11 protein-coding genes and 1 tRNA gene are annotated in these 11,908 nt (G+C 42.8%); 2 read left to right on the top strand and 10 right to left on the bottom strand.

The window, feature by feature from the left end; translation table 11 throughout:
- Positions 1–18 precede the first annotated feature (18 nt).
- The 3 genes from IC229_RS02455 to IC229_RS02445 form a co-directional block, all read right to left on the bottom strand.
- The gene (locus tag IC229_RS02455) at positions 19–516 is read right to left on the bottom strand and encodes a hypothetical protein (protein ID WP_190885348.1); all 498 of its coding nucleotides are present in this window, start codon (positions 514–516) and stop codon (positions 19–21) included.
- 84 nt (positions 517–600) lie between these two features.
- Positions 601–1,401 carry a (Fe-S)-binding protein gene (locus tag IC229_RS02450; protein ID WP_190885347.1) on the bottom strand — a complete coding sequence of 267 codons (801 nt, stop codon included), beginning with the start codon at positions 1,399–1,401 and terminating at the stop codon, positions 601–603.
- Between the two features lie 55 nt (positions 1,402–1,456).
- The gene (locus IC229_RS02445) at positions 1,457–2,842 is read right to left on the bottom strand and encodes a 4Fe-4S dicluster domain-containing protein (RefSeq protein WP_190885346.1); all 1,386 of its coding nucleotides are present in this window, start codon (positions 2,840–2,842) and stop codon (positions 1,457–1,459) included.
- A gap of 141 nt (positions 2,843–2,983) precedes the next feature.
- On the opposite strand from IC229_RS02445, the gene IC229_RS02440 reads away from it, so the two are divergent.
- A tRNA-Phe gene (locus tag IC229_RS02440) sits at positions 2,984–3,056 on the top strand.
- 272 nt (positions 3,057–3,328) lie between these two features.
- Here IC229_RS02440 and IC229_RS02435 read toward each other — a convergent pair.
- Together IC229_RS02435 and IC229_RS02430 are read right to left on the bottom strand one after the other, a co-directional pair.
- A complete protein-coding gene (locus IC229_RS02435) occupies positions 3,329–4,759 on the bottom strand; it encodes a relaxase/mobilization nuclease domain-containing protein (protein WP_190885345.1) in 1,431 nt (476 codons plus the stop codon).
- Entirely contained in the window at positions 4,759–5,127 is a 369-nt protein-coding gene (locus IC229_RS02430; RefSeq protein WP_190885344.1) for a MobC family plasmid mobilization relaxosome protein, read from the bottom strand. Before IC229_RS02430 ends, IC229_RS02435 begins: the two co-directional genes overlap by 1 nt.
- A gap of 292 nt (positions 5,128–5,419) precedes the next feature.
- Here IC229_RS02430 and IC229_RS02425 point away from each other — a divergent pair, with 292 nt between their 5' ends.
- Positions 5,420–7,228 (top strand): type IV secretory system conjugative DNA transfer family protein, encoded by a 1,809-nt coding sequence (locus IC229_RS02425; RefSeq protein ID WP_190885343.1) that lies wholly within the window; start codon positions 5,420–5,422, stop codon positions 7,226–7,228.
- Between the two features lie 21 nt (positions 7,229–7,249).
- Here the strand turns inward: IC229_RS02425 and IC229_RS02420 are convergent, their stop codons facing one another.
- The 5 genes from IC229_RS02420 to IC229_RS02400 form a co-directional block, all read right to left on the bottom strand.
- Complete coding sequence (locus tag IC229_RS02420) at positions 7,250–8,398, bottom strand: ATP-grasp domain-containing protein (protein WP_223833824.1); 1,149 nt, start codon at positions 8,396–8,398, stop codon at positions 7,250–7,252.
- 33 nt (positions 8,399–8,431) lie between these two features.
- On the bottom strand, positions 8,432–9,376 hold the full coding sequence (locus IC229_RS02415; RefSeq protein ID WP_190885342.1) for a TauD/TfdA family dioxygenase: 945 nt from the start codon (positions 9,374–9,376) through the stop codon (positions 8,432–8,434).
- Positions 9,369–10,415, bottom strand: a complete 1,047-nt coding sequence (locus tag IC229_RS02410; protein WP_190885341.1) for a beta/alpha barrel domain-containing protein — start codon at positions 10,413–10,415, stop codon at positions 9,369–9,371. The genes IC229_RS02415 and IC229_RS02410 overlap by 8 nt, the downstream gene beginning before the upstream one ends.
- A 37-nt stretch (positions 10,416–10,452) precedes the next feature.
- Complete coding sequence (locus IC229_RS02405; protein WP_190885340.1) at positions 10,453–11,232, bottom strand: hypothetical protein; 780 nt, start codon at positions 11,230–11,232, stop codon at positions 10,453–10,455.
- A 247-nt stretch (positions 11,233–11,479) separates the two neighbouring features.
- The coding region (locus IC229_RS02400) for a transposase (protein ID WP_190885339.1) at positions 11,480–11,908 on the bottom strand (429 nt) is incomplete at its 5' end.

Below are 11,908 nucleotides of genomic sequence, written 5' to 3'. Positions count from 1 at the left end.
TTTTAGCTAATGGCCCGTCTAAACGACTGCCTGTTTGAAATATCGGCTTAACCAGGAGTTGGCCGCTCGAATCCGCCAATTTGTCAAAAATTCGGCCTTCGTTTTTACTAACGTATTGAATACGAACGTATCAGGCGTCAATTGTCCATCAACAACGGCGTTTTTTATAGCTGGCAAGGAAATTGTAACGACAGATTCATCTGTCAATTGGACAGCCGCCGACCGATCAAAGAAATCGACGCCAAGTTGTTGCCCTACGTTACGTAGCGTTCGAACGGAATCATCAATGGAGCAGCCACTAGGTAAACTATATTCCTCATCGAGGCCAATCACAACAAACCGATTTTCGCTCACATTTACTGATGCCAGTAATGGCTGACCGTGAGCTGCCCATTGGCTTAACGCCGGTTTTAGCAACTCCTCAACCGTTTTCACTTCAGTGTCTGCCAGCGGTCTGTCAGCCTGATACACCCAAATCCGGGCATTATCCGACAATTTGTCAAAATCAACGTACATAGATTTAATGAAAAATGGATAATGAACAATGAACAATGCGTTAGATGAAATTATTCATTCTTCATTATCCATTTTTCACTATTCTCACAACCCCTCTGCCTGCGCGATGAGTTCCGATATGTCGAAAACCCGAACACTATCTTCTTTATTCTTGTTTTTAACGCCGTCTGACATCATGGTCATGCAAAACGGACAGGCCACAGCAATGGTATCAGCGCCGGTACCAAGCGCTTCTTCAACTCTTTCTACGTTCACGTCTTTTTTACCGGGTTCTGGCTCTTTAAAATATTGACCGCCCCCGGCTCCACAGCAAAGTCCATTGGCTTTGCTACGTTTCATTTCAACTAAATCTGCGTCCAAAGCGGCTAATACGTCGCGTGGGGCTTCGTAAACCTTATTCGCCCGACCTAGATAGCACGAATCATGAAACGTAATACGTCGCCCTTTGAAAGGCTGACCGTCTTTTACTTTGATACGTCCCTGATTGATTAACTCCTGCAAGAATTGAGAGTGGTGTACTACGTCGTAATTGCCGCCCAGCTCGGGATATTCGTTTTTTAACGTATTGAAACAGTGTGGGCAAGCCGTCACAATTTTCTTTACGTTGTAACCATTTAGTACCTGAATATTTGACACGGCCTGCATTTGAAACAGGAATTCATTTCCCGCTCTACGTGCTGGATCGCCCGTACAAGCTTCTTCCTGCCCTAGTACAGCAAACTTGATACCTACATGATTCAGAATTCGGACGAAAGCTATTGTTACGCGTTTGTACCGATCATCGAACGAACCCGCGCAGCCGACCCAGAATAAAATTTCCGGTTCTTCACCTGCGGCAGTCATATCGGCCATTGTCGGCACTTTATAATTAGTTTCTGTTGTCATTTTGAAAAGTTGTAAGGTTGTAGAGTTTGTGAACATGTCAGCCAACTTTACAATTCTATTGATTAACTTGTTCGGCCCAGTTAAACCGGTCGCTGGGGGAGAATTTCCAGGGAGCCATGTTATTTTCGATATTACTGAACATTGCGTTCCAGGACGCTGGTGCCTGCGATTCCTCCATAACCCTATAGCGACGTAGCTGAAGAATAATATCTAACGGGTTGATGTTGATCGGGCAGGCGTTTATGCAGGCCTGACACGTAGTACAGGCGTTTAGTTCTTCGGCTGTTATATAATCGTTCAATAGTGATTTACTGTCCTTATAGTCAAATCCGTTGACTTTCCAGCCCTGCTGAATTTCTTCAAGCCGGTCACGGGTGTCCATCATGATTTTGCGGGGCGATAATTTTTTCCCAGTAATATTGGCCGGACAAGCTGCCGTACAGCGACCACACTCCGTACAGCTATAAGCGTTCATCAGATTAATCCATTTCAGGTCCTGTACGTCTTTCGCGCCAAATCTGCCAACTTCAGCGGGCGAATCCACGCCGGGTTGCAGGCCATTGTCATTCGTCTGAGAACCGTCGGCAGCAGTAGTGGTCGGTAATCCCAGAGCCAATTGAACTTCCTTCGTGATTTCGGGCATGTTCTGCATTTCTCCCTTCGGCTGAAGGTCGGAGAAATACACGTTCGGGAAGCCGAGCGCAATGTGCAGGTGTTTTGAATACGTTACGTAGACTGCAAAAGCCATAATTCCCAGAATGTGCGCCCACCAGGCGATACGTTCATAGGCAATCAGTCCTATATCGCTAAATCCGGCAAACAATGGTTTGAGAAATTGGCTAATAACGAAATCTGGAACAATACCCTGCAAATGGACGTAGTGACCGACACCTCGATCACGTAGCACGCTGTCAGAAGCATTCCATGTCAGAAACGCAATCATCAACAGAATTTCAGCGATCAGAATAATGGCTGCGTCCGTTCGGGGCCAGCGTGTCATTTCGCGGTGGCGTTCCGGTTGAAAACGGCTCACTTTAGCCACAAACCGACGACATAAAAACACCACGCAAACCGCAAGAACACCAAATGCTAAAATCTCGAACGTATTGATCAGGAATGGATAAATAGACGTAATATAAGGCGCAAACAACCGATGCGTTCCTAATACACCATCCAGAATAATCTCAAGAATTTCAAGGTTGATGATGAGAAAGCCTGCGTAGATAACGAAGTGCATTAAACCCACCAGCCAATTCGTGAACATCTTTTTCTGACCAAATGCCACCAACAACATCGTTTTCAGGCGTTCATTAGCATGGTCGAAACGGTTTTCAGGCCGTCCCAATTTAATCGCACGACTGATTAATTGAACCCGTTTGGTTATGTACCAGGCGGTAACAGCCAGTGCAGCAATAAAAAAAAATTGTTGTACTATCTCCATTTAAGTATGGCTTTGTGTGTCTGACAATCAATGTTATATATGGACAGCTAAACTTTATTTTCAAAATTTTCTAATCAACGTATTGCAAAAGGAGAGAGAATCAGTACTTTTGCACCCACGTTTTTAACGGTTCGCCGTTGCGGTGATGTAGCTCAGTTGGTAGAGCAAAGGACTGAAAATCCTTGTGTCGGCGGTTCGATTCCGTCCATCACCACCTCAAAATCAGGCAGTTACGACTCAATGTTGTAGCTGCCTTTTTCTTTACTACAACAATACTACAACATTTTCGTGTAGCCCCTCTTCACAACCCATTGAGTAATCACGGGTAATACTAAATACCCCCCTTTAATTTCATTCGGGACGCGCTGTTCGTTATAAAAGCCGAATAGCATTGAAAGTGCATCCTTTGTCATTTCTCGTGTAATCTGTTGCGAATATAATCATTTCATTATAAATGTTATGCACGCATACTAATTTTTAAATCAGTCAGAGAACCCGTTTCTTTCCACGCTGTCGATGACGTTCTCGAATTTCTTTCTGCTCTTGCATCAGTTTTATGATTTCGTTTTCGTCATCGGTTGTTTCTTGTTTGATCATTGTCTCGTTCTCAAAGAAGTGTCGAGCGGTTGTCTGCTGGCGTTGGATGCTTGCTTCTTCTGTTGTGGGCTGCGTCTGCTCAACCAATTCATCTTCCGACTGCATAAATTCTTTTAAAGTGTCCTGATGACGTTTCTTCTCAGGATTTACGCTTGGTTGGCTTGCGTCCTCTCTGCTGATCGCAAATTGCTCCGCTACCCTTTGTTGCCTCTGTCGGCTCTCGTCGCTCTGTGGCTCTGTGCTAATCTCTTGTTTTACCTCAGTGTCGTTTTCAACTGATTTTAGTTCGTTTTTATCAGCCGTATTCTCTGCGACTTTGCCAGTTAACTCATCCGCATTATTAAAGTAATCTCCTGCCCGTTTCTTTTTCTTTTCAATGTCGCTACTTTGCTTGGCCTCTTCCGTCATCGTTTGACCTGACGCTATAAAGCTTTCCGCCAGATCTTTCATTCTCTTCTGGCTCTGTGCCTCTGCGCTCTCTAGTGTCAATTCCTGTTTGTTGTCCCAGAAGGCGCCAGCCGTTCGTTTCGCCTTTTCCTGATCGTGTCCAGCTTGACTAGCTTCACTGCCCCCTTCCTGCTTCTGCCGCATCAATTCGATGGCTTCTTTTTCAGGGATCAGCTTTTCATGGCGCAAACGCTGGCGAACGTCTTTAATCCGTATTCCTTTGAGTTGGCGCACGAGGTCAAATGACCGCCCATTCTCGTCCACCACCATGAAGGGATGACGCGGCACACCTTCGGCTAATAAATAGCCATTGTCATGCACGGCCTTCACAAACTCTTTGCCGGTTTCGGTCTGGTGCCAAAGACTTGTGAGGGCTTCTTTTAGTTCGGGACGGTGCTGGTTGCGGTGGGGCGTAGGCGTATGTTCAAACACCCGCTCCATCTCCTTACGAGCGCGATCCTGCGCCAACCGGCTGAAACTATCCGAAATCACTCTGCCCCGTTTATGGTCGTAGCGTTCCCAGACCACATGCGCGTGTGTCCGACCCTTTTTGGTGTGGAGCACAATCACGCGCCGTTGCTCCTGCAACCCCAACTCATTGCCGAGAATATCAGCCGCTTTCAGCCAGTCTTTCTCTGACATGTTACGGTCTTCGCTGTATGCCGGATTGATCTGGGCGTGGTACAGCCCCTTTTGGCTTTTAGTCAGTTCGGAGGTCAGCGACATGCTTTGCAAGGTCTGATGCAGATAATCAGCCTTAGCATTCATCCGGCCCGCAACGTCCACAATTTGGACACGTTCATTGGCCTCACCCGATGTGAGGTAATGCGCTAATTGCTTGCCATTGCCCCGTGTGCCTCCTCGGATGACCATTAACTGAGGAGTTTAAGAACCTGTGATGTCAGTGCGTCCAAACCTTGCATGGCCTGGTTGATATCGTCAGGTTCAATACCGGCCAGTTGCCCCGTCTCGTCGCGGCTGTTGAGGGCACGGGCAATCTGATTGACGTTGTTGCCGATCCTGCCAAGCTCGGCCATGACATTGAGCAGCAACTCACGTTCCGGTGTCGGCACACGGCGCAACGGTTGCGTTGCCGCCATCGTCCGCAGACGCATGAAGTCGCTAGGCGTGTAGCCAGCGTCGGCTGCCATCTGCCAGATACTTAGTTTCTCGGCTGATGTGACTCGAACGCGAATGGTGAAATCGCGTTTGTCTGCACCGTCCTTTTGAGGTCGTGCCATACGCTGTAGCGTTTAGAAGGAGGGTTAAGGGAGGGCGTTGCCCCGCCCTTACAAGAACGGTTTGACAGATACAATTACGGAGTTTTTGTAGCTACAAACCACGTCTTGCACCACTACCCGCGAAGATAAGGAAACCACGGGTTTTCAAGCGGACTTCTCTTTTCTTTTTTCAGGCGACCTTGTTTTAGATATGGGGAATTTACCCACTCAAATACGGGGATTTCCCCGTTGCCCCTAACGTTTGTTTTCCCTTTTTTGGGCTACGTTTCTACCCACTTTAACTTACTCTTTAATGAATCCCGCCGAACAACAAACGGTAGGCGCACCACAACCCGAAACGAACGGGTTTGGTGTCATGTCGGCCGAAATTGAAGAGCTTTTTCGTGTCAGACCGAACCCTTTGTTGCAAAACAGAATTATCCTGTTTCTGGTCGGTCTCATTCTAACACCAATCACATTGGCAGGGGCATTGTTCGGCTACACGCAAGCGTATCTGCGCTTTGTAAAGCCGTTAGCCGAATATCCGCTTCTCCATCCGTTACGGCCTATCGTCAAGTTTGCCATGTTTGCTTGGGCGATTCTGGCATGGTTCGTTCTGTTTGGCTTGTTATTCGTTCTCAAGACGGTTGCGGCATTCATGGGAATGCAGGGTTACGCCTTTCTCGTTTTCATTAGCTTCAATCTACTTTTCTCGCTTGTCGTCTTTTTTATTTTCCGGCGTTGGCAAATCGGCATCAACAATACACTGATTGAGAGCAACAAATTTGGCTCGGCGCGATTTGCCAGACCTGACGAATTGAATCCCTACCGGCAAGGGCCAGGTCTGTATATCGGTGGCGGCTTCGTCTTCAAAGATAAAGGCCATGTGCTGACCGTCGCTGGTACGCGGGGCGGCAAAGGCACGAATTTAATTATCCCGAATCTGCTAGGCCTTGGTGGTTATACCGGCTCTTGGGTCGTTATTGACCCGAAAGGTGAGAATGCCGCGATCACGGCACGGTATCAGCGCGAGAGTGGCCGACAGGTCGTTATTCTCAATCCGTGGGGATTGCTCGAAGACCATATTGGCGAAGCAGAAAGCTATAACCCGCTCGATATTCTAGCCGATACCAGCAGCATCCACCTCGTCGATGACGCGCACATGATCGCGGAAATGCTAGTGCCCGTCGAGCGCGACGACAAAAATAGGTTCTTTACGGATACAGCCCGTTCGATTGTGACGGGCCTCATCATGCAGATCGTCACCACGCAGGAAGGTGATGATCGAACACTAAAAACACTTTGGCGATGGGCGCGACTGGCCGGTGATGATTGGGATGAATTGGTCGCCCGTATGCGGCTCAATAACGACCCAGTTAATGGCGAAATCATCCGCAACTCCGGCAATGAAATCGTCAAACTGATGGAAGCCGGAGAGGAAACGTTTGGTAGTATAATTTCATCGGTATTGCAGGCAACGGATTTTCTGAAAAGCCCTTCGCTGCAAAAAGCCCTTCGCTCCGGCTATGACCCAGCCACCTTATCGGATGGTGATACGGCACTCTATATCATCATCCCCGCCGACAAATTGCAAAGCCATGCACGATGGCTGCGGCTCATGGCAACGACGACCTTACGGGCCGTTGTCAGAAATCCAAATAAGCGTGTTACTTTTTTACTAGATGAATTTGCAGCTTTGGGATATTTGCCTGAAATTGAGACGGCTTTGAGTACCTACGCAGGGTTTGAAATCACCGTCTGGCCAATCTTGCAATCGCTTATTCAGCTTCAAGGACAGTATGGCGAGAATTGGGAAACTTTTACGGCGAATACCGCAATCCGACAATTCTTTACGATCAACGACAATTTTACTGGGAATTATGTGAGTGCCGCCATTGGTCAAACCTCCCATGTGGTTACTTCCCGAAACTGGTTTGGTGTGCAGGATGCGAATGCCAATCAGCGGCCACTTGTAACACCTGATGAAGTAAGACGTGGATCAGCAGACAATATCTTCGCATTTTTTGGTGGTAATCCACCAACAATATTTGCCAAAAAGCCTTATCATCAGATGTCTGAACTAATTAATAGAGAAGATAAAAATCCTTATCACGGTGGATAAAGGTATAATTAAACTAACGGCTTACCTCTTCCAAGCTTGTTGCAATATATTTAGCAATAGTTCAGTATAACTCCATCCTATTTTCTTTGCAGCTAACGCCGAAAGACTTTCTTGGTTTTCTCTTCCTGGTCTGCCAGAGCCAGTCATATTAGGTTTCATGTTGAGATCAAATAAAAAATAATCGCCATTTACATCCTGACGGCAATCGATTCGAATAGGAGCCCTAGCTTCAACTAATTTAGCAGCTTTTGTGCATTGAAACATCAAATTTTCAATAACGGAATCTTCAATTTCCTCATCAGTCAATACTTGACTATTTTTTATAACAGCAACTGTGCCGTTATATGGTGCTACACCATTCTTATGGCTAAATCGCTTTACTGGCGGCAAACACCAATAATCAGAATAGTATTGATCTTTGCTTTTAAATGAATAGTTTCCTGGAGGCATAACAGTTATCGTTAGTTCCTGTCCAGGTAAATAATGTTCTAGTATTACAGCATCACCAAACTCGGAAGAAGGTAACTTGAAAGATAATATACGATTTAGCTCTTGCTCGTTATGCACCATAGTAACGCCAATACTGCCTCTCCCACGTATAGGTTTCACTACGAAAGGGAAGGAAAAATTTTGGTTAAAATGATCTCTTATTGTTTGAACTTGGAATTTATCTGAACGATTGATAATGTATTCATGCGGAATGGGTAGACCATGACTTTTCAAGAGTTGATTTGTCTGCCATTTATCATCATATTTTTCAACACAAACTGGATCTTGTCCTATTACCCAACCTCCTTGATTAAGATACTTCTCAATTGGATGAGAACTATATAACACAGTGTTTAACCAAAGTACATTAGCACCCTTGGATAAAGCGATGCAGATACCCTCTTCAGTATCTGCGAATACCCACTGAGTCTGAATTTTAGAATTAGGCTCAACTACTGGAGTGACAATTTTAATATTAGCATTATTTAATGCAAAAGCAATATCAGCACCACTATCAGCATAACCTTCTGGCTTCATAGGTTTAGGAATTCCATCTATCAAAGGCGGAAGGTTGACCTGATAAAGTACCCCTACAGTCATTTCAGAAGCTAACATGCGGACCATAACTAACTTATACCGCAAAATTAAATATAGAATCCACAATTGTTCAATTACTGCCATCAATTCAGCATGTATTTGAACCGATTTTTATAGTTATAAAAGGACATTTACATTAAAGGGCTCTACTAAACATTCTGCAATATCTCGTCTACTTAATACGCGCAGTAGCCATCTTTTTTCAACACTGAAATCTGTCTCAAATGCATCTCTTCCATGAACACATCGTAGATTGTTCATTATGATCATATCACCTGATTGAAGAACGACCCTTTGAGAATTTTCATTTAGAATATCAACAAAGCTACTTAATAACGAACTAATTTGTTTATTGTCAATTTGTGGTAATCTAGCGGTATTCAATCGTATATTAGGCTTAGACTTCTGTCCAAAAAGAATAGCTCTCTTAACTTCATAGTTATAATTTTGTGCCGAACCAGCATTTGCCTGATTAATAAACAATTTTTCAAAGAGTGAAGAGTAATCTTTATCTGTAAAAATATTATCTGATAGGATCGAAACTAGTGTAGCAGCTTTCTCATTATTGCGAATACAAAACAAGCCAATAAAATCTGGAGGAAAATTATGATATGCGTCTTCAGTATGCAAATTGAATCGCTTAGCAACGCCAGCCGTAGAGTTGTCAATATTTTTAAACTCTTCCACTGGTAAAACGTCATTAATTATCCTGCCATTATGTTGAACCTCGTAAGCAATAGGAAAGCCTGTGGCAGACATCAATAAAAGTGGAATAATTTCAAAAATATAATCTATATTTCTCCTTATTCTTACCTTGTTCGGAGTTTCAATATCAATTAAAGAGTTGTCTACCAATTGACGAAATATAATAGCGTCATATTCTCCGGTTCTAGAAAGCCTATAAAGTTCTTCGCGTATTTTTAATTCTAGTTGAGCTTCTACTATTAGAGAGTTAGAAAAAATAGTTTTGTCTGAATGATCAGAAGTATGTGTGAAAATTTCTTTCGCTAACTCCCATATAGAGTGCCTTTCTGTCGAACTTACAATATATTCTTTAATCATATGCCTTTATAATTTGCTTCAAGTGTGAATAAATCAATTGAGAACATTGGAGATTAGCTTCGTGCTGAATATTTTGAGGTAATGGAGATAATCCTTCAACTATTTCAGGCGAAATACCAAATATAGCACATGTTAATCCAATAAAATCAGCATAATTCTGATGAAAACGGTCACCTATCAATTTAGATAAATTAGCCAACGAAATCAAACTTTCATCTGTCTGCTTGAGTATCTCTGAAACTTTCATGAATTTCCAGAGCTCTGCAACTAAGTTTTTACCTCCTCTTCCAACTCCACCTATCGATACATCAACTGTATTAATTCCGTGGTTTATAAAAGCCAATGCATTAGCGTTGCCAAAACCTAAAACATCATGCCCATGAAAGCCTAACCCTATTCCAAGCTCACGAGCTAAATTTAAAGCTGGTCTAAATTCTTCAATTTGTTTTGGAAGTAAGCTAGATGTTGTGTCAGCGAAAGAAATTGATGTAACACCTTGTCTTTTAGATTCTTCCACTATTGACAATAGAGAGCTATTAGTATGTCTAGAAACGGAAGTAACATTTAATCCGACATTAATATTCTCGTTTACTGCTTGCTGAATGATATTCCAGCTTGAAGAAGCATTCGCGGGATTGTATGCTACTCTTAACAGACTTAATCCTGATTTTTTGTAATCTTTAAGAGCAACTGATGACTTTACTCGCCATGGATTAATAATAGCTATAGCTTCCAAATTAGGTATATCTTCAATTAGCTCAGCAATAAAGTCACTAGGTATGTCAGCGCTAATACCTTTGTACCAGCCACTTTTAGAGTTAACCCCCCCTAAATATCCTATCTCTACTTTTCTTGTGCCAGATTTTACACATTCCGATACGAAAGTTTTAATAAAATCTCTACTCCAATCGAATTCTACTGCAAATCCTCCATCACGTAAAGTTACGTCCAACAGATTTACAGAAGTCCAATTTGGCAACTTCCCGCTTTCTAAGGCCTTTGCTACTGCTTCATTAAATGCATCAGGTAGATTAATCATAGTTTTTACTTGTTTAAAACCAATTAAATTAGTTACATTATCTGTACATGTCAATGTTTATCGGTGCAGAATTCTTCTCAATCAATTTAAATTGTCTGAAATAAAAATCAAACAATTCTGGATAATCCGATTTTAAAATGAAGAAATTTGTGTTTCTATTCAAAGACTCAAAATGAGCAAAAATTCTAATATACATTCGAGCATTATTGCCATTAGGTTGAAATATATATAACCCAAATGAAGGAGCAATATCACATGTTTTTACATATAGTTTTCCTGAAGTTCCTGATTGAACTTTTGCATTGTGAAGTTCTTTTAAAGTGTTCTCTATACGGTTTTTGTAATAGCTCTTCCCAAATTCGGCTAGGCTTCTTGAGGCTGCCATTGCTGTAGCGGGTGAACTTTCCGCTGGATTCATAACTATTACATTTAAACAGCCCCCCTTTTTTAAAAATTTTTCACAGGCTTCATCGTGACTGCCGATAGTCTTATAGCCAGTATTGGCAAGAATATAAACTTCCAAAGAAGATTCTAGTTCCTCTTTTAGTGGAATAGTACTTATAAAAAGAGATTGGGAATTAGACTTATGTTTTAAAAGTGCGTCTAAATCTATTCTAAATTTATTAAGATACTTTATCCTTGTAATAAAGTCTGAGATTACCATCGTGGAAAGTAGCCCAAAAATAAGCCCAAGAGCGTCAGGTACAGGAGGGGGAGCTGGCTGTGACTTCGTAAAAAATATTGTACCAACAATTATTGCTGTAATTGTAAGAAAGTTTTCTAAAACAAATGAAGCAATACTTTTAATCTTTTCCATATAATTTGTACATATAATGGGTAAATGGCCTTGGTAATAAAAATTTCTTTTATTGGCAAGATAAAAATTTTACAATAAAGTGTAAGACTCTGATTATAAAATTATAGGATATTTTTAATTCATAGTTCAAACTAGGGAAGATGTCTGACGAAATTTCTTTAATGGTCTGACTGCTAACACATTGCCCTTTTCAATCGGGAATGTAGGGTCTGATTTACAGGAATAGCTGCTATTATTGATCCGTGAGTTAATTTGTAAAGAAGGCAACTTCTTTTTTATGGAAGAAAACTTGAATCAGCCTTCGATCCCTCTCCAATAAACTAACCTGCGCTAAAACCGCCGAGGTAAGATCGGCCAGTGAAAGATACACTTGGTTTTTCAGTCGCTGTTTGATGTGATTCCATACTAGCTCGGTCGGGTTTAGCTCGGGACTGTAAGGCGGCAAACGTTCTAAATGAACTCGTCCAGGCCGTTCTTTTAAAAACGCTTTAACGGCTTCTCCCCTGTGAATCGAAGCCCCATCCCAGATCACTAGCAAATCGCGCTTGCGGTAGCGACTACATAGCTTGCCCAAAAACCAAACTATATCGTCTCCACTGAAGGAATGGTCCTGGCCTGCCACATAAATGCGACCATTGGGAGCAATAGCCGCAATCAAGCTCAGATGATCCCGACC

Source organism: Spirosoma profusum (assembly GCF_014699005.1).
Lineage (GTDB): Bacteria > Bacteroidota > Bacteroidia > Cytophagales > Spirosomataceae > Spirosoma > Spirosoma profusum.
The sequence above is the reverse complement of the archived record's forward strand: the minus strand, read 5'-3'. Positions and strand labels throughout refer to the sequence as shown.

Excerpts from the sequence above, each read along its gene's own strand:
- IC229_RS02450 (WP_190885347.1), bottom strand. The coding sequence starts at position 1,401 with ATGACAACAGAAACTAATTATAAAGTGCCGACAATGGCCGATATGACT.
- IC229_RS02425 (WP_190885343.1), top strand. The coding sequence starts at position 5,420 with ATGAATCCCGCCGAACAACAAACGGTAGGCGCACCACAACCCGAAACG.
- IC229_RS02410 (WP_190885341.1), bottom strand. The coding sequence starts at position 10,415 with ATGATTAATCTACCTGATGCATTTAATGAAGCAGTAGCAAAGGCCTTA.
- IC229_RS02430 (WP_190885344.1), bottom strand. The coding sequence starts at position 5,127 with ATGGCACGACCTCAAAAGGACGGTGCAGACAAACGCGATTTCACCATT.
- IC229_RS02405 (WP_190885340.1), bottom strand. The coding sequence starts at position 11,232 with ATGGAAAAGATTAAAAGTATTGCTTCATTTGTTTTAGAAAACTTTCTT.
- IC229_RS02455 (WP_190885348.1), bottom strand. The coding sequence starts at position 516 with ATGTACGTTGATTTTGACAAATTGTCGGATAATGCCCGGATTTGGGTG.
- IC229_RS02420 (WP_223833824.1), bottom strand. The coding sequence starts at position 8,398 with ATGGCAGTAATTGAACAATTGTGGATTCTATATTTAATTTTGCGGTAT.
- IC229_RS02415 (WP_190885342.1), bottom strand. The coding sequence starts at position 9,376 with ATGATTAAAGAATATATTGTAAGTTCGACAGAAAGGCACTCTATATGG.
- IC229_RS02445 (WP_190885346.1), bottom strand. The coding sequence starts at position 2,842 with ATGGAGATAGTACAACAATTTTTTTTTATTGCTGCACTGGCTGTTACC.
- IC229_RS02435 (WP_190885345.1), bottom strand. The coding sequence starts at position 4,759 with ATGGTCATCCGAGGAGGCACACGGGGCAATGGCAAGCAATTAGCGCAT.